This is a genomic window from Polyangium fumosum, assembly GCF_005144585.1.
Taxonomy (GTDB): Bacteria; Myxococcota_A; Polyangia; order Polyangiales; family Polyangiaceae; genus Polyangium; species Polyangium fumosum.
In genome coordinates, this window is the sequence record NZ_SSMQ01000001.1 from 479,394 (window position 1) to 503,686 (window position 24,293).

19 protein-coding genes and 1 pseudogene are annotated in these 24,293 nt (G+C 67.6%); 10 read left to right on the top strand and 10 right to left on the bottom strand.

Annotation, left to right across the window (positions count from 1 at the left end):
• The first annotated feature begins 54 nt into the window (after positions 1–54).
• The gene (locus E8A74_RS01965; protein ID WP_170228778.1) at positions 55–1,602 is read left to right on the top strand and encodes a sensor histidine kinase; all 1,548 of its coding nucleotides are present in this window, start codon (positions 55–57) and stop codon (positions 1,600–1,602) included.
• A 5-nt stretch (positions 1,603–1,607) separates the two neighbouring features.
• The gene (locus E8A74_RS01970; protein ID WP_232379330.1) at positions 1,608–2,531 is read left to right on the top strand and encodes a response regulator; all 924 of its coding nucleotides are present in this window, start codon (positions 1,608–1,610) and stop codon (positions 2,529–2,531) included.
• A 7-nt stretch (positions 2,532–2,538) separates the two neighbouring features.
• Here the strand turns inward: E8A74_RS01970 and E8A74_RS01975 are convergent, their stop codons facing one another.
• Positions 2,539–4,017, bottom strand: coding sequence for an STAS domain-containing protein (locus E8A74_RS01975; protein WP_136927155.1), 1,479 nt, complete (start codon positions 4,015–4,017; stop codon positions 2,539–2,541).
• 99 nt (positions 4,018–4,116) lie between these two features.
• On the bottom strand, positions 4,117–5,772 hold the full coding sequence (locus E8A74_RS01980; RefSeq protein WP_136927156.1) for an FAD-dependent oxidoreductase: 1,656 nt from the start codon (positions 5,770–5,772) through the stop codon (positions 4,117–4,119).
• Positions 5,773–6,049: 277 nt separating this feature from the next.
• Here E8A74_RS01980 and E8A74_RS01985 point away from each other — a divergent pair, with 277 nt between their 5' ends.
• The 3 genes from E8A74_RS01985 (at position 6,050) to E8A74_RS01995 (ending at position 9,542) form a co-directional block, all read left to right on the top strand.
• On the top strand, positions 6,050–7,378 hold the full coding sequence (locus tag E8A74_RS01985) for an amidohydrolase family protein (protein ID WP_232379327.1): 1,329 nt from the start codon (positions 6,050–6,052) through the stop codon (positions 7,376–7,378).
• Between the two features lie 65 nt (positions 7,379–7,443).
• A complete protein-coding gene (locus E8A74_RS01990) occupies positions 7,444–8,565 on the top strand; it encodes a Type 1 glutamine amidotransferase-like domain-containing protein (protein WP_136927157.1) in 1,122 nt (373 codons plus the stop codon).
• Between the two features lie 5 nt (positions 8,566–8,570).
• Positions 8,571–9,542, top strand: a complete 972-nt coding sequence (locus tag E8A74_RS01995; RefSeq protein WP_136927195.1) for an alpha/beta fold hydrolase — start codon at positions 8,571–8,573, stop codon at positions 9,540–9,542.
• A gap of 4 nt (positions 9,543–9,546) precedes the next feature.
• Here the strand turns inward: E8A74_RS01995 and E8A74_RS51740 are convergent, their stop codons facing one another.
• From E8A74_RS51740 to E8A74_RS02035, 8 genes and pseudogenes are all read right to left on the bottom strand, one after another.
• Entirely contained in the window at positions 9,547–10,137 is a 591-nt protein-coding gene (locus E8A74_RS51740; protein WP_170228779.1) for a hypothetical protein, read from the bottom strand.
• 61 nt (positions 10,138–10,198) lie between these two features.
• Positions 10,199–10,762 (bottom strand): hypothetical protein, encoded by a 564-nt coding sequence (locus E8A74_RS53750; protein ID WP_211365263.1) that lies wholly within the window; start codon positions 10,760–10,762, stop codon positions 10,199–10,201.
• Positions 10,763–10,775: 13 nt separating this feature from the next.
• On the bottom strand, positions 10,776–13,856 hold the full coding sequence (locus tag E8A74_RS02010) for a serine/threonine-protein kinase (protein WP_136927159.1): 3,081 nt from the start codon (positions 13,854–13,856) through the stop codon (positions 10,776–10,778).
• Positions 13,857–14,000: 144 nt separating this feature from the next.
• On the bottom strand, positions 14,001–14,219 hold the full coding sequence (locus E8A74_RS02015; RefSeq protein WP_136927160.1) for a hypothetical protein: 219 nt from the start codon (positions 14,217–14,219) through the stop codon (positions 14,001–14,003).
• 55 nt (positions 14,220–14,274) lie between these two features.
• Positions 14,275–15,201, bottom strand: coding sequence for a hypothetical protein (locus tag E8A74_RS02020; protein ID WP_136927161.1), 927 nt, complete (start codon positions 15,199–15,201; stop codon positions 14,275–14,277).
• A gap of 73 nt (positions 15,202–15,274) precedes the next feature.
• Positions 15,275–15,949 (bottom strand): DUF2490 domain-containing protein, encoded by a 675-nt coding sequence (locus E8A74_RS02025; protein WP_170228780.1) that lies wholly within the window; start codon positions 15,947–15,949, stop codon positions 15,275–15,277.
• A gap of 46 nt (positions 15,950–15,995) precedes the next feature.
• On the bottom strand, positions 15,996–18,125 hold the full coding sequence (locus tag E8A74_RS02030) for a protein kinase domain-containing protein (RefSeq protein ID WP_136927163.1): 2,130 nt from the start codon (positions 18,123–18,125) through the stop codon (positions 15,996–15,998).
• A gap of 466 nt (positions 18,126–18,591) precedes the next feature.
• Positions 18,592–18,738, bottom strand: a pseudogene (locus E8A74_RS02035) (tyrosine-type recombinase/integrase); the annotation flags it as partial.
• 117 nt (positions 18,739–18,855) lie between these two features.
• Between E8A74_RS02035 and E8A74_RS02040 the strand changes: the two are divergent.
• From E8A74_RS02040 to E8A74_RS51750, 5 genes are all read left to right on the top strand, one after another.
• Entirely contained in the window at positions 18,856–19,665 is an 810-nt protein-coding gene (locus E8A74_RS02040) for a hypothetical protein (protein ID WP_136927164.1), read from the top strand.
• Between the two features lie 202 nt (positions 19,666–19,867).
• Positions 19,868–20,782, top strand: a complete 915-nt coding sequence (locus E8A74_RS02045) for an ATP-grasp domain-containing protein (protein ID WP_136927165.1) — start codon at positions 19,868–19,870, stop codon at positions 20,780–20,782.
• A 657-nt stretch (positions 20,783–21,439) separates the two neighbouring features.
• The gene (locus E8A74_RS02050) at positions 21,440–21,715 is read left to right on the top strand and encodes a CPCC family cysteine-rich protein (protein ID WP_269749844.1); all 276 of its coding nucleotides are present in this window, start codon (positions 21,440–21,442) and stop codon (positions 21,713–21,715) included.
• Between the two features lie 79 nt (positions 21,716–21,794).
• Positions 21,795–22,529, top strand: a complete 735-nt coding sequence (locus E8A74_RS51745; protein WP_170228781.1) for an SMI1/KNR4 family protein — start codon at positions 21,795–21,797, stop codon at positions 22,527–22,529.
• A gap of 191 nt (positions 22,530–22,720) precedes the next feature.
• Complete coding sequence (locus E8A74_RS51750) at positions 22,721–23,497, top strand: alpha/beta fold hydrolase (RefSeq protein ID WP_170228782.1); 777 nt, start codon at positions 22,721–22,723, stop codon at positions 23,495–23,497.
• Positions 23,498–24,293 lie beyond the last annotated feature (796 nt).

Here is a 24,293-nt window from a genome sequence, read left to right on the forward strand (position 1 = left end):
GACAAACCGTGCAACGGACTTGACAAACCCGGGCGCCCGGCATCACCTTCCGGCGTGTCTTTCCTCGACGACGTGCGCCGCACTCTCGACCGCCCGGAGGGTTCTTCGTGGGCGCTCTCGGGGCTCGGCGCGCATCGAAAGACGCTGCTCGACGCCCTCGAAGCGCTCGAAGCGCGCGGCGAGCCCGAGGAGAAAATCGAGCGCCTGCACGACGTCTGGTCCGACAAGCTCGGGGCGTTCGTCCAGGAAATGCAGCGATGGCTCGAAGGCGGCCTCGCGTTTGGCGCGAGCGCCGCGGAGCTCCACGCGCTCATCGACGTCGCGCTCCGCCGCCGGCTCGGTTTGTCCGACTCGGCCGGCTCGCGCACCCGCGATCGCGAGCTCGATCGCCTCTCCAGCGAAGTCCTCTTCTCCATCCAGCGCCCCGAGCGCACCCCGAGCCTCTGGCCCGAGCGATATGCGCTCGAAGTCCGGGCATTACGTCGCGCCGAGGGCGAGACGCTCCTCACGCCCATTGGCCGGCTCGTCCTCAGCCTGCCCGAGCGGGACGCCGTCCGCTGGCTGCTCGCGGTCGAAGTCGCGCAATCCCGCGGGCCCTCGGATCCGTGGCGCCTCTCGCGCGCGGCGGCGGCGCGCCTCGTCGCGGCCCGCAGGCTCCGCGTCTTCTGGTATGGCAGCGAGGTAGCCGCGCATCCCCAATCGCTCGATCGCCTCGCCGCGCTCGGCCTCCTTTCGTTCGAGGACGAGGCCGAGGAGGCGCTCACCACATACGAGCTCACCGAGAATGGCGCCGAGCTGCTCGCCGAGGTCGCGTCCGGCGATACGCCGATGGTCCTGCTCGCCGGTGCGCTCATTCAGGACGAGACGGCCGCCGTCCTCGACCGCATTCGCGCGGCCACCGCATTGATCCAGCGCGAGAGCGCCGCCTTCGCCATGACCCGCCATGCGCGTATGGTCGCGCACGAGATCCGCAATGCCCTGGTCCCCGTGCGCGAGGCCATCGACGACCTCTTCGCCGCGCTCCAGCGGGATGGCCGCGGGCCGCTCGTCGATCGGCACGGCGCCACCATCACGGGCGGCGTCGACCGCATTTTCCGGTTCATGACCGAAATGGCGCAGGTCGTCGAGCGCGCCGGCCCGCCGCCCGAGCCTTTCGACGTCGCGGCGGCCATCGAGGACGCGCTCGCCGCCCTCGCCGAGGAGCTCGGCCGCGTGGCCCTTTTCGATCGGCCCCGCTTCCTCCCGCCCGTCCGTGGACGCCGCGACCGGTTCGTCCTGGCCATCGTCGATTTGCTCCGCAATGCGGCGCGCGCCCGCGACGACCGACCGGCTGAAATTCGCGTCGCCGCCACGCTCGACGCGGATGGCGCCATCGTCGTCACCGTCGACGATGACGGGCCGGGCGTCCCGCCCGAGTATCGAAAAGCGATTTTTGCGCCCGGATTTTCCTTGCGGCCGGGCGGGACGGGGCAGGGGCTCGCGCTCGTGCGTGAGGTCGCGCGGGCGGAGCTCGGCGGCGAGGCGTATTGCGAGGAGAGCCCGCTCGGCGGGGCTCGATTCGTCCTTCGCCTGCCGGTGGACGCCGGAAGGAGCGCCGCGTGAGACCGATGGGCCGCATCTTGATCATCGACGACGACCCGAGCTTTTTGCAGCTCTATCGCGCTCGGCTCGGCGCCGAGGGGTATCTCGTCGAGACTGCGGACGAGATCGAAAAGGCGCTCGCGCGGCTCGACCAGGGCGGCTGGGACGTCGTGCTCGTCGATCAGAAGCTCGACGGCAAGACGGGCCCGGACACCGGCCTCGACCTCGTCTCCGAGGTTTCCCGTCGCGCGCCGCTCGCGAAGACCATCCTCGTCACGGGGTATGCCACGGAGGCCGCGGTCACGCGGGCTTTCCAGGACGGCGCCTATGATTACCTCGAAAAAGGCCCGATCTTCCGGGTCCTCTTGCTGGCAAAACTGCGCAATGCGCTCGAAGCCGTGCGGGCGCACCATTTCGGCGAGCTCTCCTCGGACGAGGCCGAGGCGGCGATTCGCGACACCTGGGTCGCGGCCGAGAGCGAGACGGACCCGAACCGCAAGGGCAAGCTGCTCGAAGACCTCATGGTCCTCGTCTTCAAGACGATCCCCGGTTTTCGCCACGCCTCGGCCCGTCGCCGCAACGAGGAGGAGGAGATCGACCTCGTCATCCGCAACGAATCCACCGATCCTTTCTGGGTGAACGAACGCACGTCGTACATCCTCGCCGAATGCAAGAACTGGACGAGGCCCGCGGGCGCCACGGAGATTCGTAGCTTTCTGTGGAAGCTCTCGCGCAAGTTCAATCGCTCGCGCCTCGGCCTTTTCATCGCGCCGGGCGGGTTTTCCGCGCCCCTCCGCAGCGATCTGCACGGCGAGCGCCGGGATGATTACCTCGTCCTTCTCATCAACAAGGCGGATTTGCGGGAGCTCGTCCACGCGCCGGATCGAAATGCCTTCCTGAAGAAGCTGCACGAGCGGGCCGTGCTCGAATTGCACGGCGAGAACCGCTGAAGCGCCTTCACCTCTTGCGCGCGCCGATCAGCCGCCGCAGCGCCTCGGCCAGCGTCGGGTAGGTCCGGCGTGATTGCATGTCGACGCCGAGGTCCACCATCGTCTTCGCCACGCTCGGCCCGATGCCAGAGAGCAGCCCCGTCGCGCCGACGAGCTCCACGCTGCGCATCACGTTCGAGAGGTGCTGCGCCGCCTCCGCGTCGACCGTGTCCACGCCCGTCAGGTCGAGGATCACCGCGCTCGATTGCCTACCCACGACCTCGGTGAGCAGCCGTTCGAGCAGGATGCTCGCGCGGGCCTGGTCGATCGATCCGATCAGCGGCACGACGAGCACACCCTGCCAAACCTCGATCACCGGGCTCGACAGTCCGACGATGGCTTGCTGCTGCGATTGGATCAGCGCGAGCTGTTCTTCGAGCCGACGGTGGTTCTCTACGTGATCGGTCACGTTCTCCGCCACGGAGTAGATACGCACCACGCGCTCGCCAAACGTATCGCGCACCGGGATGATCGTGTTACGCCAGTGCGTCGTGGCAAAGGACGTCCCGGAGACGAACTGCTCCCCGGCGAACGCCCGCTTCATGTCCGCCTTGAAATCCTCGCGGTTGCTGTAAAGCTCGTAGAGGTTTGTCCCAACGAGTTCGCCTGGCATGATGCCGAGGTCCTTGAGGCCATTGCCCAGGGACATCTTGCACGTCCCGTCCGCGTCCATGGCCCAGATCGCGAGGGGCAGCTCCGCGAGCGCCCGGATCAAGGCCTTGGCCTGGAGGGTCTCTTCCGAGTTCTCATTGGCGCGGAGAGAGAATCCGACGATCGCGCTGACATTGCCGGCTGCGTCTCGCACGGGCGTGAGGCGGCGTATCCAGTAGGACATGCCCTCGATGCTGTCCCCGTAAAGCTCCTCCCCCGCGAGGGCGCGTTCGGTCTCCTCCCGGGCGACCGATCCGGGGGGATAGATCTGGAGCGCATTCATGCCGACGATCGCGCCCGGCGCGAGTCCGAAATGGGCGAGCCCTTTCCCTTCAGAGACCAGGATCGTCCCATCCTTGGCGATCGCCCAGAGGATGCCCTCGAATCGATCGAAGATTTTGCCGAGGAGCACGGTCCGAAGCGGGACGGGCTCGTCTTTTTCGACGAGGGGAGAAAGCGGCGCTGGAATGTCCGCGCGAGGCTCCGCGGGGCCGTCCATCCGGACGCATACCCCACCATGACCGGTGGGCCATGTGGTCCAGCGGTTCGCCGTGCCTGTCGCGAGACGGGCGAAAAACGTCGATTTCTGCGATTGCCCGCTCGCCACGGCCGCGCAGGCCGACGACACGACGCTCCGATCCGCCGCGTCGAAGAGCGTGAGCAGCGACGAGGCCTCGCCGAGCGCCAGGCGCGCGGCTTCATTATGCGCCACGACCACGTCGCCTTCGACGAGCAACAGCGGATCCGGGCACCCGTCGAACATTCCGCCGAGATGGCGGTATATGTCGCCGATCATGAGAGCGGCTCTAACAGAGAAGGGAGAAAGGCACAACCCGAGGCGTCATCCAGGTGCCTCTTCCATGAACATTGGTAATGTATGCACGTATTCGGCCTCTCAGAGCGGGTGCACGGGCTCGTGCGCCGCCTTTTTTCCGGCGAGGAAGCCAAAGACGAGGGCCGGGCCGATCGTCCCGCCCGCGCCCCAGTATCCGCGGCCGGCCGGGGATGCAATGCAATTGCCGGCGCCGAAGAGGCCCGGGATCCCCGTGCCATCGGGCCGGAGCACACGCCCGTCCGTCCCGGTGATCGGGCCGCCGCAGGTATCGAGCGTCCCGGCGCCGAGGATCACCGCATAATAAGGCCCGCTCGCCGACATCGGATGCATCGTGCGGTTCGCCGTCACGCTGCGCGACGGCCCTTGCCAGGCATTCTCGAACGACGTGGCGCCGCGCTGGAAATCGAGGTCCACGCCCGTCGCCGCGAAGCCATTGAAGCGTGTGATCGTGGCATCCAGATTCGTCACGAAATTCGGATCGAGCTTCACGGAGGGCACGACGCCGCTCGCCGCGAACCGCTGGCCGCGCAGCGCGTCGAGACGCGCGTCGATCGCCGCGGCGAGCGCCGCGCGGGTATTCGCCTTGATCACGAACGGAGGCAACGTCCCCGGGGCGGGCACGACGCCACGCCACGGCCAGGACGTTGGCTCCTGGGCCACGGCCTCGTCCCAGATCATGAACTGAACGAGGTTCGGCTCGTCGGTCCCGAGCGCCAGGAAATGGCTCTGCGCCCGGACGTGATAAGGCATTTTCTCGTTGACGCACCGGCGCCCGCACTTGTTGACGAGGATCGTGCTGTCGCCATAGACTCCAAAGGCGATCGCGCCGACGTTCGTGACGTGGCCGTTCTGCGCCGCGGCTTCCTCGATCGCGAGCTGAAAATAAAATCCATTCGACAGGTTCCCGATCGCGGCGCCGAGGCTCGCGGCGATATCCAAAAAGTCGCCCTTGCCCGTGGGCACGCTGCCCGTGCCGAAGAGCGGTCCTCGTTGCAACCCGAGCACCTTCCCGCGCGCGTGCGAAAAGCCGCCCGTCGCGAACACGACCGCGCGCCGCGCCCGCGCCCGCTTGCGCGCGCCGTGGTGTTCGATCTCCACGCCGACCACCTCGCCGTCCTTCTTCTGGATCGCGCCGACGACCCGATGGTTCGTGCGAATGGGGACGTGCCTCGCTTGGAGCCAATCGATCATCGACTGCGTCAGGAGGTAGCCCGGCCATCCGACCAGGCCCGGGGGCGCATTGCCGAGCACGCGCCCATACGGTGATACGTTCTCGGGCAGGCCGGCGTGGTAGTCCGGATCCGAGATCGGGCTCGGGGAGAAGCCAAAACCCGGGTAGATGATGGGGAACAGGGCGCCGAGCTGGGTGAGCTCGTCGATCACGTCGGAGCCGTGATCATAAAACGCCGCGAGCAGATCGTACTCGCGCTTCGGCAGGCCGAGATGGGACGCCGCCGGGTCGTAGAGCGACGGATAAGAGAGGCGAGCCATGAGCTTCAGCGCGTCGAGGCGCGGATCCATGAGGCCCTGCGCGCGCATCAGCGAGTTGTTGGGGATCCAGAATGCGCCACCCGATATCGAGGCGGTGCCTCCGGGCTGCGGGCCCGCCTCCAGCAAGAGCACCGATACGCCCTCGTGCACGGCCGCCACCGCCGCCGCGAGCGCCGCGGCCCCAGCTCCGACGATCACCACGTCCGCATCATAATGCCAAGTCATACAGGTGCTCCTTGTTCGAGGAGCGAATCGATGATCCGCCCACGATTACCCAATCTAACCGATCCCGCCCCCACGCCGCGCAGAATTTCCGTTCGAGGAGCACGGTTTTGTCCCCTTGGCCATTCTGTGCCAGGGGGCGCGGCCCGGCGTGGCAGGGGAGTTGCCTTGCTCGCGCTTTCCGCATGAAGCGCGGACGGTGGGCTCGCGGGTCCGGCTCGCCGGCTTAGATTTCCTGGGCGAGCGCGCTATCGTGGCGCGTTGGCCCAGGAGGTCCATCATGCCCCGGATTGCCAGGATGTTGTGCATCACCGCCGTCGCGGGCGGGTGCGTCGGGACCCCGGCGATCGCGCAGTACGATATCGGCGGACGGATGGATTTCCTGCCGCCTGCGCGGGAGATCAATCGCGTCGCCGAAGCTCCCGCCGGCCGAACCCTGGCCATCACGGGCGCGACGCTCTTCGACGGGCGCGGCGCGCCGCCCGTGCCCGACGCGGTCGTCGTCGTCCGGGAGGGGCGTATCCTCGCCGTCGGCCCGCGCGATTCCGTGGACATCCCCGCGGGCGCGGAGATCGTCGATGCCACGGGACAATCCGTCATGCCCGGCCTCATCGACGCCCATTTTCACCTCGACGGCGACATTCCCCTGCCGTCCCTGTTTCTCCAGCGCGGCGTGACCTCCCTGCGCGACCCGGGCGCATGGATCGAGGCGTATGACCCGGTGCGCTCTTCCGCCGCCCCGATTCCACGCCTCTTTTTGACCGGGCCGCACCTCGACGCGCCCCCGCCCGCGCACCCGAAGGACGCGCTCATCGTCCTCGATCCAGCCGAGGCGCGCGCCGCCGTCCATCGCCTCGCGGACCAGGGCGCGTCGGCCATCAAGATTTATTATCGATTGCCCCTCGGCACCATCCGCGCCGTCAACGAGGCTGCCCACGAGCGGGGCCTCATCACCACGGCGCACCTCGAAATCGCGGACGCGGGCGACGCCGTGCGCGCCGGGCTCGATGGCGTGGAGCACGTCACCTCGTTCGGCACCGCGATCGTGCCGCTCCGTGAGGCAGAAGATTTTCGACAGGCCGTCCTCGCGGACAACGCCGCCCGTGGCCCGACTCGTTATGCGCTCTGGAGCAACGTCGACCTGGATTCCCCGCGCGTTCGGGCGATCCTCGACCTGCTCGTCTCCGAGGGCACCTTCTTCACGCCCACGCTCGCTATTTTCGAACGCCGCCCGGGCGACCCCGGGAGCAACGACGTCGAGGCCCGCGCTTTCACCAACATGCTCGGCTTCGTCCGCCGCGCGCACGGCTCCGGCGTGCGTATCGTGGTCGGCTCCCATTCTGCGGTACCCCACGCCGAGCGCGGAGATGCTTACGTCCGCGAAATGGAGCTCCTCTACGAGGCTGGCCTCTCCCGGGGCGAGATCCTTTCGGCCGCCACGCTGGAGAACGCGAGATTTTTTCGTATCCAGGACCGGCTGGGGACCCTCGAACCCGGCAAAATCGCCGATTTGATCCTCGTCCGCGGCAACCCTGGCGAGGACCTCTCCGCCCTGCGCGACGTCCGTCGGGTCATGCTGAACGGGGTGTGGGTCGGGCCTCCCCGCTGAACCGGGTCGCTCTTCGCGCGCACGGGCTTCGCCTCGCCGCCGCTTTCGTGTACAATCCGCCCCGCATGCGCGGCGCCATCCTCTTCAACGGCAATGCCGAGTCCGATGAATGGCTCGTTCGGGCCGCGGCCCCATTCCTCGCGACGTCTCGCCACAAGGATCCGGCCGTCGCCGCCACGCGCCGCACCCTGCTCGTGACGGCCGGCTGGGCCGAGCACGAGTACGACGAGGCGCACGTCAAGCGCGCGCTCAACACCGCGGGCTTCCCCTCGGTCTTCGAGGAGGGCTTCGACCGCGCGCACGAGAACCTTTCCTTGCTGTCCGAGCTCGACGGCGTCCTTGCCGAGGCGCCCGAGCTCGCCGAGGCGTTTCGCGAGCTGCGCCGCGCCGAAGCCACCGCGCGAAGGTTTTACCTCGAGCACAACGCACATACGATCGACCTCTTCCGCCGCACGCTGCGCGAGGCGAAATCCGAGGCACCCGACACCGATCTCCAGAGCTTGCTCGCCGACATGACCCACCCCACGGGCCCGCGCGCGCTCGCCCGCCACGCCCTCGCGCGCGAGCTCCGGCGCGCGTTCCGCACGCTCGAATCGAACGACGACCACCTCTTCGAGCTCTTCGGCGATATCGAGCGCCGCGCCTTCGACGCCGCCGGCGCCCTCTACCACCCGGCGTTTCGCGCCGCCAAGGAGCGGCTCGAAGCGCGCATCCTCTCCGCGAGCAACATCTTCCTCTTCGGCGGCCGCCTCGACCTCCTGCTCGGCGCGCTCCGGTTCTTCCGCCTGCGCGACGTCTTCGTCGAGGCCTTGCGGCGCGGCGCGCAGATCGTCGCCGTCTCTGCGGGCGCGATGGTCCTCTGCGAGCGTGTCATCGTGTATGACGATTTCGCCGAGACCCCGCGTGATTTCCAGCTCTACGACCGCGGCCTAGGCATCGTGCAGGACATCCAGATCTTCCCGCATTGCATGGAGCGCATTCAAACGGACGACCCCGACAACCTCGCGTACCTCGCGCGGAGGTTCCGCCATCATGCGTGCGTCGGCCTGAACCAGCGCTCGCTCCTCCTGCTCGACCTCGCGCCGCGCCGGGCCGTGAGCGTCGGCGCGGGCGATGGTGTGTACGCCTTCGGCCCCGACGGGAGGAAACGCTGCCATCGCGCCGGTGAGGAGGTCGCGATCTCGTGAATGGCATGGGCGACGGGAAAAACCGGGTGTTTTCGTTCCTCGGTCATTGGTTCACCATCGCGCCGGTCGCGCGGCACACGCTCGCGCCGCGCCGCGTCTCCGCGTCGGTGCCGTTCCGGCTGACGGTCCCGGACGCGAAATACGGCGACATCCGCCTCTCGGGCCGCTTGCACCACGCGCCCTCCGAGACGCTGCTCGTCGTCGTCCACGGCCTCGGGGGCGACGTCCGCAGCCATTACGTGCTCTCGGCCGCGCGCGCCGCCGAGGCGGCCGGGATCGCGAGCCTACGCGTGAATCTGCGGGGCTCCGACCGCACAGGCGAGGACATTTACCACGCGGCCATCACCCAGGACCTCCACGCGACCCTCGCGAGCGCGGACCTCGCCCGGTATTCGCGCATTCTCCTCCTCGGATATTCGCTCGGCGGGCACATCGTCCTCCGCGCCGCGACTGAATCGACCCTCGACGCCCGCGTCCGCGCTGTCGCCGCGGTTTGCCCGCCGCTCGACCTCTTCGTCGGCGCGCGCGCCATCGACGAGCCTGGGCGGCTCTTGTATCGACGCCACGTCCTGTCGGCCATCAAAGAGATTTATACTGAGGTCGCCGGCCGTCGCCCCGTCCCCTTGCCGCTCGCCGAGGCGCGCCGCATCGCCACGATCCGCGACTGGGACGAGCATATCGTGGCGCCGCGCTTCGGCTTCCGCGGCGCCGACCATTATTATGGGGAGTCGAGCGTCGCGCCGCGCCTCGCGACGCTCGCCGTCCCCTCGCTCGTCGTGGCCGCCGAGCATGATCCCATGGTCCCTGCCCACACGCTGCTGCCCGTTCTCTCCGGCGCGCGCCCGCCGCTCGATGTGCGCTGGATCGATCGCGGCGGGCACGTCGGTTTTCCGGCCCGCGTCGACCTCGGTTTTCCCGGGCCGGGCGGGCTCGAAGATCAGGTCGTCGCGTGGCTCCGGGACCACGCGGGCGGTTGAACGGTCAGAACTTGCACTCCCCCGGCATGTCCGGGCTGAAGCAGGTCTGGTCGCAGGGGCAGATGATCGCGCCCGCGCACGTGCCCCCGATGCAATCCACGTCGGCCCAGCACTTCGGCAGCGGCACCTTTTCCTTGCAGCGGGTCCCGGCGCACGTATTCGTGATCGGGCAATCCAACTGCTTCATGCAACAACCGTCCACGCCCGGGCATGTCGATGTATCGATCGTGCCCGGGGGACACTCCCACTTGCCACTCACGCAGAGGGGAGCCGTGGTCTCCATGGATTGGCAGTGTGGCGCGCACTTCGGCTTGTCTACGCCACACGGGATGGAGCCTCCGCCCGCGCCACCGCTGCCCGCGTTGCTGCCCCCTTGACCACCCCCGATGCCGCCCGTGCCGCCATTGCCGCCGCCTACGCCGCCCATGCCGCCGCTGCTGGAACTGCTGCCGCCCTGGCCGGCGCTGCCGCCTTCCCCTGTGTCTTCACCCCCTTCGCCGCCGTTCCCCGAGGGCGGCTCGTAACTTCCGAGCCCGCACGCGGCGAACCCCAACGAAACGATCGCGATCGAAACAAAGTCAAGTCGATGGTCCATGCCCCCGATTGTATCACGGAACCGGGGGCAGGCCCATCCGGTGGATCGACCGCGATTCGGGTCACTGTGGCATGCATGTCCCCGGCGTGTCCGGCAGGAGGCACTCCGCCATGCAAGCGCATACCTGGGCTCCGATGCAATACGGCATCGAGGTCGGGCAATCGTTGTCGATGAAGCAGGACGGGAATGACAGCCGCTCCTTGCAGCGGTCATTGATGCACCTGGTCCCCTCCGGGCATTGCGGATCTGTGTTCGCACAGCATCCGCCCGCGGATTTGCAGACGTCACGAGGGATCGTGCCCATGGGACAAACCCACGTCGAGCCCTTGCAGAACGGCTCGGCGACCACCTCGGATTCGCAGTGCTGCACGCAGCCCGGCTTGCTGTCATTGCAAGTCGGCATGCTGCCCCCGCTGCCACCATTGCCGCCGTTTCCGCTGCCGCCGACGCCGCTCGAGGTGACCGTTCCGCTGCCCCCGTTGCCGTTGCTGCCTGTGCCCCCACCGCCCGCGCCCTCACCCCCTTCGCCCCCGTTCCCCGTCGGCGGCTGATAACTCCCGAGACCACACGCGGCGAACAGCACGGAAAGAATCGCGATCGAGCCGAAGTGAAGTCGATGGTTCATGCCATCGCTTCTATCACGGAATGGCGAACGACCATATCACCGTGAACGGCTTGCCCTCGAACGGCTGCACGTTCACCTGCCGGAACGCCCGATCCACGCACGCCCCGACCTTCGTCCCCACGAAACGCTCGTCGAGCGAGACGGCCGAGACCGTGCCGTTCGGGTCGAGGACGAGCGCGACCTTGCCATTGCCCTTCGGCTCGGACGCGTCCTCGCGCTTGCAGGACGACGCGACCACCTTGGCCTGTGACAGCTTCGAGTACGCCTCGCCGGGCACCACCGACCGCGCCACGGGGCCGCCGCGCGGCTGCGGCGGCAGCACCGTCACCGGCCCCGTGAGTCCGGGCTCCACCACGGGCGGCGGGATGTTTTCGGTTTCTCGCAAAAGATCTTCGAGCGGCTCGGGAAGCTTTGCGTTGTCGCGCTCCTGCTTGACGATGTACTCGTCGAGCTGGCGGACGACGCTCGAATCGAGCGCCGTGGGCTCCTTCGGCTCGGAGGCCGACGCTTTCGCCTGAAGCGCGAGCGAACCCTGCACGAGCTTCAGCGCCGTGAGCGCCGCCTTCACCTCGGCCTCGCGTTTCTCGGCCTCTTTTTGCCCCGAGACGGCCCGCTCCCGGTCGGCTTGCGCCTTCGATTCCCGCGCGAGCGCGAGCGCCGCCTCGGCCTTCGCCATCGCCGTGTCCGCCTCGGCCTGCGCGCGCTTGGCCTCCAGGTCGACGTACACCGTCCCCGCCCCGAGCGCGATGGCGCCGGCGAGGATGCCGACCACGCCCACGATGATGCGGCTCCGCTGCGCGGCCGCGACGCTGGCCGTGTAAAACCGTTTCGCCGCGCCTTCGAGGCGAAGCTGCCGCACGCGCAGGATCTCTTCGAGCAGCAGCAGGCGGCGCCTGCGCCAGAGCAGCTCGGGGTCCGGTTTGTCGTCCCAAACCTTGGCCGCGTCCTCGAAATCCTCGATGACGAGCCGCTCCTCCCGCTCGCTCGCGACCCAGTCCCGGAGCCTGCCCCAGTGCACGAGCAGCGCCTCGTGGGCGAGCGTGACGAGCTCGACCTCGCCGTCCTTGCGCCGCTCGGTCTCGCGCAGGACGAGCCGCGCCTCCGCGAAGACCTGCACGACCGCGCGCGCGGCGGGGCCGATCTCGCGCACGAGGTCACCGATCGGCCGCGTCATGCGCGCCCCCGCGGGCGTCGTCAGCGAGAGCAGGACGCGTTGCACCACGCGCTCGGTGCCCGCCTCCTTCACTGCGCGATCCAGCGTCTCGTTCGCGTGCCGCGAGAGCGCGCCGGAGAACTCGATCGCGCGGAGCGACGATCGCGTGACGAGCTTGTTCGCGCGATCGCGGCTGCGCCAAAGCTCGCGCAGCGCGAACTCGACGAGCGGCATCGATCCGGCCGTCGTCTCCAGCGCTTCGATGAGCTCCTTGCGCAGCCGCGGATCCTCGAACGAGTATCCGTAGCTCTCGAACGCCGCGTCGACGACCTCGCCCCACGCGGCCGATCCGAGCGGCGAGACGAGCACCGCGCCGCGCGTGATCACGCGGCCGACCTGCTCGTGCGCGAGGATCGGATCGAGCAGGTCGCGCCGCGCCGTCACCACGACGCGCAGGCCCGGCCAGGGGCGCTCGCCGAGGCGCGAGAGCAGGTCGAGCGTCCACGTCTGGCTCTTGCCGGCGGGGCCCTGCGCGAGCGTGGCGATCTCTTCGAGCTGATCGACGAGCAGCACGAGCCCGCGCTTGCTCTGCGCGAGCCACGCCTCGACCTGCGCGGCCGCCTCCTCGGGCGAGCGCCGCGGATCGATGCCCATGTGAAAGAGCGCCGTCGTGAGGACCTGCCGCGGGTCGGTGCCCGGCGAGATCAGGACGGTCTCCCATTGCCGCGGACCGCCGAGCGCGCCGTCGGCGATCGCGGGCAGGATGCCGGCGCGCGCGAGGCTCGATTTGCCGCTCCCGCTCGGGCCGAGCAGCGCCGCGAGCCCGCGTGTGCGCAAGACTTCGAGCGCCGCCGCGACCTCGACCCTGCGGCCGAAGAACACGTCGCGGTGCTCCTTCTCGAAACGTTCGAGCCCGCGAAACGGCCCGTCTTCCTCCGGCGGGAGCGCGCGCCTCCGACCGACGAGCGCGCTGCGAATACGTTCGAGCTCGATCGCCACGATCTCGGCCGATCGGGGCCGCTCCTCCGGCGCGGGGGCGAGCAGCGCTTCCACGAGATCCCCGAGCGAGGCCGGCAGCTCCGACACGAGCTCGGCGAGACGCGGCGGCCGCTTTCGCCCGTGGAGGACCTCCTCGTCGAGCGAGCCTCGGCCCGCCGCGGGCGTCCGACCGACGAGGCACACGAAGAGCACCGCGCCGAGCGCATAGAGGTCACTCGCGCTCGTCGCGGGCGAGAGATCCCGCCAGCAGACAGGATCGACGAACCCGCGTTTGCCTCCGATCGCCTCGAGCGGCGAACGAAACCCCCGATCACTCGGGCGATCACCCGGCGTACCGGGCGCGCTCGGGATCTTCGATCGCATCGAGGGAATGGTTTGTCCGGGCGTCGACGTCGGCGACGCGGCCGAGATGCCGAAATCGATCAACTTGTACGCCGCGGGGGTCCCGAGCAGCGCGGCGTCGACGACGACGTTCGCGGGCGAGATGTCGCGGTGCACGAGCCCGGCGCCGTGAACCGCGACGAGGGCGGAGGCGATCGCGATGCCGGCGTCGATCGTCTCGCGCACCGAGAGCGTTTGCTTGTCGCGCAGCCGTTCGCCGAGCGACTCGCCCGCGACGTACTCCATCGCGAGCCCGATGACGCCACGCGCCTCGTCGACGGGGAGCTGGTAGAAGCGAACGACGTTCGGGTGCTCGACGCGGCAGAGCCGCGCGGCCTCGTCGATGATCGCTTGCCTTCCGGCCTCGCCGCCCGCGTCGAGCGCGAAGAGCTTCACCGCCGAGAGCCGGAGCTTCGTCGTGCCCGCGGTCTCCTCGGCCAGCCAAACCGGCGCGAAGCCACCTCGACCGAGCTGTCGCACGAGCCAGAACGCCCCGATGCGCCGCTCGGCATCGGGGAGATCGGTCAGCCGACGGACAGCTTCGGGCAGGGCGCTCGACATGCCAGGGAGGACATTCTCGCGAGGCCAGGGGGGCGTGTCAAATGGAGCCGACGTAAGCTCGAAACGACGTACGAGAGCGACGGAAGAGCCAGCGCGCGGGGCCCGTCGGGTGCTGTGCGGCCGCCTGGAAATACCGGGGCATGATCACAGCTTCGTGAGCACACCCTCGATACGCACGGTGACGGGGACCTCGAACACGCCGGAGAGGCCGCCGCTGGTGTAGGCGTAATGGCGCATCACGAACGCGCCCTCTGCGTCGGTGCGCGTGACGAAGCGGGTCGTGACCTTGCCATTCTGGTTGAGCTCCGCGGTCAACCAATCGGCCGTTCTCGTTCGGGTTTGCCGCGTAAAACGCATCGTCACGGCGACGCTCGCGTGGGGACGTCGGCGGGCCCGCCCGCGCTGCATTCGCGGGTCGTCAGCGCTCGTCGTCGACCACGAGCCAGGCGCCGAGCGCCTCCGCCGACAGGTCGAGGATGAGGTCGCTGACGCGGTCCGCCCCCTCCTCGCGGACCCGCGTGGCCAGCCGCGCGCGTTCCTCGGGGCTCAGGCGACGGCGCAGACGGCGCTCGAACAGATGCACGAGCGGGACGAGTTTGCCCTCCTCGCGTCCCTCCTCGCGTCCCTCCTCGCGTCCCTCCTCGCGTCCCTCCTCGCGACCTTGCTGGACATACCTGCGGACGAACTCGCTCTGATACTCATAGTTCGGAATCGTCATGAGTTCCTCCAGGGCCGTCCGGGCTGCCTCGCTCAGGGAGGTTAGCACGAGATCCTCGTACAGTGTGGCGCGTTCCGGATCGAGCCCGACGCTCGCGGCCAGCGCCGCTATGGCCACGGCGAGTCCTCCCTCGCTCCGCCCGTGCGCCATCACCGAGAGCACGGACAGCTCCGGCCTTGCCCGCGCTTCGGGGATGTCTTTCACCACCGGAACGCCGTCCGGCCCGAGCACGAGGGGTGTCACGGAGGCCTCGCCAGGGCCGAGCACGATCGGCTGCGAGAGACGCGCCGCCAGCGCCGCGTCCGGCGTGATGACCAGCAAGCACGCAGGACAGCGGTAACGAGCCCGCGCTCCCGCCACGTAGGCCGGCCACGCAAATCGTTTGTCTGGGTCCCATTGGAGTTGCGCCTCGACGATGATGACCAGGACCGGCCGATCGTCGAGCAAGAGCACGAGCAGATCGGCCCGAAGCTCCCGCGGGATGATGTCCGAAAGCTCCGCGGGCGCGATGCGCGCTTCGGTGAAGCGTGGCAATGGCACCCCGAGCGCCTCGTGGAGCAGCTCCGCGGCCATCACGGGCCGGTTCCTGAAGAGCTCGACGATCGCCTCGTGCAGCAGGGAAGGCACCAGCGCGTGCGTACGCCGGGGCGATGGTTCGGTCAAGAAAAACGTTTTCCCGGGAGCACACGCGCTCCCCGCATCACTTCCCCGGCGGCTGCACGTCGAAGAAGAGCGCCATGAAAAACACCCGGTCGTGCGTCCATCCCGAAGCATCCTCCCGGCTCCGGAGCATGAAGCCCGCGTCGAGGCGCGTCTGGGGCGAGAGCATGCGCGCGAGGCCGATCAGCGCGCGGTTTTGGTTCAGGCCGAGCCCCGAGAGGTCCACGAGCACCTCGTCCCAGACGAACGGGATCCATTTGGCGCCCTTCGGCGCGTAGTTGATCCGGAGCTGGTTGCGGTACCGATACCTCGTCTCCGTATCGCGAAACCTCGCCTCGAAGCGGTTGCGGTCGTTCCACGTGAAATCGCCGATCCGCCCGAAGAAATTCGGCTCGAACTCGAAGCGCGCCTCCTGCGCGAATGCACCCGTCGGCAAGCGATCGGCATAAATCGTCCCGTGGACCCCCACGAACAGGAAGTCCGTCAAGAAAAACAGCGGCCCCGTCCGGAGGAACGACTGGTGCAACCCCCCGCTTCGACCGTTCATGCGCGACTCGGCGTACACGCGCAGGTCGATGCGGGGGAACGTCGGCTTGTCCGTCCGGACGATCGGCACGCGGTTCTCCGACCAGAGCCAGACTTCGTAATCAGCATGCGCCTCGGACGCGAGGCCGAGCGTGAGGAGGGCGGCGGGGACGGCGAGGGCGCGCTTCATACCCCGAGTCGAGCCACAGGTTTCGTTGGTGGTCAAGCGATCGGGCCTACGCGCCCTGATCGAGCACCGCGGACGTGCTTTGCCAGCTTCCGATGTCGCGCGGCACGAGGTTCGCCCCGCCGCCGCGCGCGTCCATGACACGCGCCCCCTCGTGCGTGAACGTGATGCCGACGAGCGGCGGCGCGCCCGCATCCTTCTCGTACATCGTCCGCCAGACCGGCGACGTCGAGCCCGCTTGCCGCCGCATCACCGAGGACATCGTCACGAGCCACGGCAGGCCCACCGGATCGAGCGCCATCGCCACCGGCCGATCCTTGGCCTCGACCTCCTCGGGCATCACCGCGCCGCGATCCAGGCCGAGCACGAAGCCTTCGCCCGCCGCCCACGCGAGGCGCTCGCCGCTGCAAAGCGCCGCGAACAGCGCGGGTTTGTCCTGCACGCCCGTCGCGTACACCGTCGTCTGCCCGTCGTAGCTCGCGAACAACGCGCGCCCGCGCGTGCCCTTCGCGTTCGCGCCCACGACGAGCATGCCATAAGGGCCCGAGGAGAGCGCGATCACGTGGCCCGAGAGGGGCAGCGCGACGGGCTTGGACCACGCCTCGTCGTTCCACAACCAGAGCTCGGGCAAGCTGTCCTCGTCGCCCTCGACGGCTGCCGTGACGACGGCGAACGTCTGCCCATCCCCGAGCGCGGCTTCGATCGGGCACTCGCGTGGAGGCAACACGAGCGGCACGATCTGACCGGGCCGCACGAGCCGCACGTGCGAGGGGCCGACGAGCGCGAAGCCCGCGTGAGGACCACGCACGACGAACGTCGTCGCGGCGACGATCGGCGCGTCCGTGGGCCCGACGGGGATGGGCAAGGCGCGTGGACCCCAGAGGTACATCAGCCGCCCGCCGAAGCGCGCGAGCGCGCGGCCGTCGGGCTGGAACGCGATGTTACCGGGCCGGAGCGGCGGTAGCAGCACACCCTTGATCTCGACGGGCTGGAGCTCGACGATCTCCGCGGTCGGCTCCAGCGTCACCGCGGGGGCCGCGAGCGCCTGCGTCGTGCGGAACGCGGTCGTCGCGCGATCCTCGCGGGCGGCGCGGGCCTTCCAGCGCGAGGCCGCCGATTCGAGCAGGGGCAAGAGCGCGTCGGCGAAAGCGCGGGCCGAGTCGAAGCGGGAAGGCGCCTCGCGCGGGGCGAGCGCATGCGCGGCCTCCTCGTTGCGTAGCGGCTCGGGCAGGGCCGGTGAAGCGCCCTTGCCGAGCACGCGATCGAGCTCGGTGAGCGTCGCGCGATCGGTGGCGAAGCCGGGATGCAGGCGCGGCGCTGTCACGAGCGATCGGCGCTCGCCGGTGACGAGAAAGCCGTTGTCCCAGGGCCCGCGGCACCAGTGCTCGCCTCCGAGGACGAACCACACGACGGCGGCGAGCGCGTGCACGTCGGTCCACGGGCCGATGAGCGGGTTCTTCTCGCCGGGGCGCGAGAGCCACTGCTCGGTGCCCGCGTACTCGCGCGTGAGCGCGGCGATCGTGTAGGTCGCGTCGGCGACGCGGGCGATGCCGCAGTCGGCGATCTTCGGCGTCTCGTCGCCGATGGGCCCGACGATGAGCACGTTGTCGGGCTTGAGATCGCGGTGGATGATGCCCTCGTCGTGGAGCGCGAGCACGCCCTCCACGATGCCGCGGCAGAGGCGCAGGGCGCGGATCGGATCACAGCCGTCGGGCGCGCGCGTGACGCGATCGGCGAGCGACGATCCATCGGGCCCGCCGTCGACGTATTCGAGCGCGAGCCATGGCAGCTTCACGGTCCGACCGCGCACGTCGACGGGCGCCTCGCCCATGCCGTAGAAGCCCACGACGAACTCGGTGGGCGGCGTGCGGTCCATGATGCGGCTCAGTGCCGTGGCTTCGCGCTCCGCGAGCTGACCCGCGAAGATCCCCTCTTGCATGAGGTCCGACACCATGGCCGGCTTCATGACCTTCACGGCGATGCGGGGCGGACAGAGCGGCGAGAGCGCGCTCGATCGCCTTCCGGGATCGACCTCGGCGAGGAACACGCTCGACATGCCACCCACGCCGAGCAGCCTGGCGAGGCGTGCGCCGGTGGGGCTGCCCCACGCGTCCGAGAGCGTGGGCGCGCCGCGCGCGAGGTCGCGGAGATCGACGTCTTGGGAGCGCAGGAGCGGCATGCTCGGGGAGCGATGGTAGGCGCGGATGGTGCCTGCCGTCAAAGTGCGCGACGGATGAGCGGAGGCGAAGGCGGAGGGCGCGCACGTCGCAGGGCTTGAAAGGGGAAGGCGCGCCCGGGTTCCAGCGTGCCTGCGCGCGTTCGGCGCGCTTGGGTTCGTCGGAGAGATCAACGACGCAATCGACGCCGTGATCAAGGAGCTACCCCCGGCTCGCCGGATCCGGAGGAAGCTCGCCCGGCTATCCTTGAGCGGTGCGCGAACGGGCGCGGAGCATCGGCAGGGGCCAGAGGGGCATGGTGTGTGGTGCCGAAGGGTCCTGGATTTGTCTTGCGGAGTGGGTTCGCATCGTGAGAACCATACTTCTGTGGGCCTGGGTGATGCGGGGAGCTTCTGGTCAACGAGCCACGTTCGCGCCGCGGGGGGGCGAGCCGTAGCGCCGATCCGCAGCGCAGCGCCTCTTCGCCTCTCATCGATCAAGTGGGCTCACGGCGCCCAGGGGGCCGCGATCGACGATGTGCGTGTAGATCATCGTGGTTCGCAGGTCGCTGTGCCCAGGCAAGGTCTGGATGGTGCGAATTCTCAGCAGGTGCGTCGCGAAGCTGTCGCGCAGCGTCGATCATCGATCTTTGAGAGGAATGCCGCCCGCTGGATAGCCTTCGACGCCGAATGGCAGGCGCATCAGTACAGCCGAGGCTAGACAAAGAAATTATTGGTAATTGACGAAATAGGTATGGACGCAATGACACCTGAAGAACAAGAGCACGCTCTGCTCAAGCACGTACCCGAGGACGGGAGCGCCATTGGCAACACTACACTAATGCGCACGCTTCAGTGGACTCCGATCGTGTATTGGCCTGTGCGCAATCGACTCGCTGAACGTGGTGTTCTTGAACTGGGACGAGGCCAAGGGGGGAGCGTTCGTCGCGCATTGAATGCAACCGTAGGCGCACCGGCGGCTGCGGCGGGAACAATCCCAGAGCCCACTGTTGCTCCACAAGACGAATGGGAGCGAGAAAAGAGCCTTTATGTGCCGATGGCAAAGGTAATTCGCGAGAGCTGGGTTGCGGATGCAGGATTTGACAACCACGTTCTCCAGGTGACGGCGCAACAGGGTAGCAAGATGACCGGCGGAAAGTGGTCTCGCCCGGATGTTGCAATTGCCACACTTTCGACCTATCCGTACGTTCCTGGTCGGCACTTCGACGTCATCACCTTTGAGATCAAGACCGCTGACGGCCTTGATGTAACTGCCGTATACGAAGCTCTGGCCCACCTTCGGTCAGCAACCCGCTCATACGTTCTCGCACACGTGCCCTCCGAACGCGCGAAAGACCTTGAGACCATGTTGGTCGAGGTCTTTGCCGAGGCGAAGAAACACGGTATCGGAGTAATCACGGCAGACAAGCCAGACGATTACACGACATGGGACGAGGTCATCGATCCTGTACGAACCGAGCCAGATCCTCGGAGACTCAACGACTTCTTGGCAAAGCAGTTTACCAAGGAGCAACTCGAACATATGATGAAATGGTTCAAGTGACCCCGGGATAGCAGCCCAACCCAGCGCTGCTGCCGACGTGAGCTTCGCGCTCGCGGCAGACCGCAGCGTTGGGCCGCGGCTGCTATGAGCCAATGTGTGCGTGGAAGAGTGGCTGCATGGCGACGGCGTGCTCCCGAGAGCACGCCAGAGGGGCGCGCAGCACGCCCGCAGCACACCCGCGCGTTAAGCTCATTCTACAACCATGATCCTCTTTTGCAGTCAGCCGTTCAATCCCCGCGAGGTCGATGCCGACTTTGCCGAGGAGCACACCGCGGCCAAGGACGCGGGCTTCTCCACGGCCTTCATCGACCATACCAGGGTGTCGGAAGGCGACGCTTCCGGGGCGGTACGTCATGTGCCCACCCAGCCGGCGACGGCCGTCTATCGGGGCTGGATGATGCGTGTCCAGCACTATGCAGCGTTCCATGCGGCGCTCACCGCACGGGGAGTATCCCTGGTGAACGACCCGGACGCGTATCGGTTCTGCCACCACTTGCCAGAAAGTTACTCCGCGCTCGAGGGTGACACCCCGCGGACCACGTGGCTCCCGGTGCAAGGATCGGTCGAATTCAGCCAAGTGTTCGAGCGGCTCCAGCTTTTCGGCTCGGGTCCGGTCATCGTCAAGGACTTTGTGAAATCCCAGAAGCACGATTGGAACGAGGCCTGCTTCATCCCGAACGCCGAGGACCGACCCGCCGTCGAGAGAGTCGTCCGGCGATTCATGGAGCTCCAGGGCGAAGACCTGAACGAGGGGCTCGTCTTCAGGGAGTACGTACCGCTCCAGATCGTCGGTCGTCATCCGCGGAGCGCGATGCCTCTGGCCGCCGAGGTGCGCACGTTCTGGTTCGATGGTGAGCTGCTCCTGGCTCACCCCTATTGGGGCGACCTGGCTACGCCACCGGCGCCGCCGCCGAGCGACTGGATGCACCACGTGGCGAGCCGCGTCCGGAGTCGCTTCTTCACCATGGATGTCGCCCTCCGCGAGGATGGTCGCTGGACCGTCATCGAGCTCGGCGACGGGCAGGTCGCCGGCCTACCCGCTATCGGTTTAGCAAAGCAGCTCTACGAAAGACTTCGCGGGGCGCTGGGCGGCCGCGTCTCAGCGCCAAGAGCCTAACAACACAATGCCGCTGATGAAGCCCACCGTCTTGGTTCACCGAATCGCCTCGCAGAGCAGCGTGTTCGTCGCACACCGGGACGCCGTTAGGCGGACGGAGACGATGGCATGACCACCCGAAGGGACGTGGAAGGTACTCTGGCGCGTTGGTTTGCCGTCGATGCGGACTCCCATCTTGGTGTCTTCACGGGCCCGTACGCGGCGTGGCCTGGGTCGGTATTCGATGACTACCAAGCGGTCGACGCGGCCGACGAGTTCCTCGCATCCGCTCCCCCCGTCACGGAGGCTATCCTCAGTGCTTGGTGGCGCGAATCAGGGGCGTGTCCAAGAATCCCGTCGCTCGAAGCTTCCTGTGGCCTCTACTCCTTTGATGCAGACCCCGGCTACGGGGGACAGACGGTGTACCATCTCGACGCCTCACCCGTACGCCCTCTGCTAGAGCCCAAGGCGCCCCCCATTCTTCGTCGCGCTGCACGCCTTGTCCGCTTCCCAAGCGTCCGATTTGCCACCGTCACGCAGATCGACCTTTCCGGCCTCGTCCCCATCGTCATCGGCGACGGTTGAGCCTGAGCTTTGTTGCCCATCCGGCGGACTCGGTTGATGACCATCGAAGCTTGAGCGGAGAAATTCATGCCGTGGTACGCACCAAAGGATCCGATGCCGCGCGAGCAATGCCCTTGCTGCGGGTACGTGAGTCTACCCGAGCGCGGCATGAGCCTGATTTGCCTGGTATGCTTCTGGGAGGATGACGCGTTCATCGGCAATGAGTTGGATGGATATTCCCTTTGCAACAAGATGACCCTGCGGCAAGCAAGAGCCAATTTTATCGAGATTGGCGCGTGCGATGCAGAAATGCTGGTGCACGTTCTCCCCGTGCATGAGCGCGGAAGATTTCGGTACGAGCCGCTGTCGCCACCGGAGGCGGAAGCATGACGCAGCCCAACAAGCGTCTACTGCCAACCGCGCTCTGCGCCGCGGCAGAAGCTGGCGTTGGGCGGACGGGACACGCTTGATGAAGACATCTACGCCGCCCGTTGATCTCGATCCGTTCTTGGAATGGGTTCGCGTTCGCAGCGAGCGCGCGTGGGCGACGTGGCCTCAGCCGTCGCTCGAGACCTTCAAGCGCGCCCGTGTTGGCGGCTGTGCGTGGTGGCCAGGGACCCGCTGGCTGGGCGGGCTCACGGACGCTCAGATCGCCGCTGCCGAGCGGAAGTATAATCTGCACTTTCCCGGTGACTACCGGACCTTCCTGCGAAGCCTGCACGCGCCAGACCGCCATATGTTCCATGAGGGTTTCGCGGACGAAACCCTCGTCGAAGACGAGGTACCATCGTTCTTCAACTGGCTCGCGGATGACGAACAGATCGCGGACGCGATCGAGTGGCCGCTTGAAGGCTTGGTGTTTGATGTCCTGAACGACAGTCTGTGGCGCGATGAATGGGGCCCGCATCCTTCGGACGAAGCGGAGGCTCGGCACCGACTTGCCGATGTGCTCGGCCGGGCGCCTTGCCTCGTTCCCGTGGTGGGGCATCGTTACTTGGTAGAGGCAGACACCCCGCGTGGATATGTTGTGCTCTCCGTCTACCAGTCAGACATCATCATCTACGCCCGGGATGTTCGGACCCTGCTACTGGCCGAGTTGGCCGATTTGCTCGAAGTGCCCCACCCGCGCGGTGCTGGAAGTGTAACCGAAGCGGAATGGAAGGCAGCGAAGCGCATTCCTTTCTGGGGGGAGTTTGTTGGATGAAATCGCGCTCGTCACCCACCAGGACGATGGGGCACGCTGCCGGCGTGCGAGGTCCTGTGCTACGAGAAGACGAGCATGCCGCCCAACAAGCCGTTGCTGACCACGGTCCGGGCTGCCGAGCGCCGCGAGGCTGCCCGGACCGTGGCAGAACGGCTATTCGTTGGGCGGCTCTCGCCCAGAAACGTGCTGCCATGAGCCCTGTTCCGATGCCCTCCGATCTCGTCTACTTCACCGAGCGCGGATCGGGACCGCCCCTCCTGCTCATACATGGGCTGATGATCACGGGGGAGATGTTCGAGCCGGTCATCGAACATCTCGCAGCTCGGCATCGCGTGATTGTTCCAGACCTGCGTGGCCACGGGCGGAGCCGGGGACTTGCGCCGCCGTATACGGCGGCACAGCTTGCCTCTGACCTGTCGCGCCTGCTCGACCATTTGGGCATCGATTCTACCGCGGTGCTCGGCTATTCGCAGGGCGGTGCAATTGCGCAACAATTGGTCCTCGACCACCCCCGTCGATGCGACCACCTCGTGCTCGCATGCACCTACGCCTTCAACATGGCGACCTTTCGCGAGAGGATCGAAGGCCACCTCGTGCCATTTCTCGTCCTCGCCCTTGGCATGAGGCGGTTTGCGAAGCTCGTCGCCTCACAAGGATTGAAGCAGCTTGCCAAGGAGCGTGCCGACTGGGTTGTCGGCCTCATGGCGAACCAGGACGACAAGTTGATGGTATCCGCGTGGAGGGAGGCGATGGCGTTCGACAGCAGGCGCCGCCTGGCCCAGATCAGATGTCCGACGCTCGTCGTCGCCGCCTCGAACGATGACGCGGTCCCATTCCACCACGCGAAGATGCTCCATGACGGAATCACCGGGTCTCGGCTCGTCATGATCGATGGCGCTGGCCACGCGCTCCTCTGGACGCATCCCGACGAGCTTGTGCGGGTGACGAGCGAATTCCTCGGGGGTTGATCGCGCATGAAAGCCTTCTGCCGGTTGCATCCGCATGAACCGCCCAACGCACGGCTGCGCCCGACGGCGGTCAACTCCGTGGCGCCTGATGGCACCCTCCGTTGCACGCGGGTGAGCCGAGCGTTCGGCGGCGTGATCAAGGTTCGCAGATGACTACATCAAACGTGTTGCCGGAAGCGCTCGCGGCGGTCGTGGTCGCACGCGCGCTCGAGCTCTTCGGAGCGGGCGCCGATGACGCGAACTCGACTGTCTAAAAGGATGACGCTCTTCTCGCGAGCCCGTTGGTAAAAGCTATGCTGGCGCAGGCGCCCGGCCCGCACGATGCCGACCCGTGGAAACGCGTCATGACTCGGCTGGCCATTTCGTTGGCCCGAGAGGTTGTGACGTTATGGACCGACGCCTACCCTGACCGCGCGGAGCGTATCACCTCGCTCACCCCCGTCTGGACGCCGGCCCGCTGCCGTGGCAGGCGCCGCGCGCACGCGCGTTCGTCCGGCCGCCGGGCGCATCGAGCTTCGACAGCAAGCGCGCGCAGACGTCTGCGCAAGCGCTCGTGCGAGGCAGCGTTCGTCATACGCGTACATTTTCTGGGGACACACGCCCGCTCTCTTCGCGCCGGTGTTCGACGCGGACGACCGAGGGGACGCGACGTCGGCTCGCGCTCTATCCCCGAGCGGCTATCTCATGAGGCAGGGGAATTCGCTCCCCGCGCACCGCCGCGGTGATGGCCGTACGCAGGTACGCTTTCGGATCGAGCCCGCAGAGCTTCGCGCTCTCCACGAAAGAATAAAAGAGC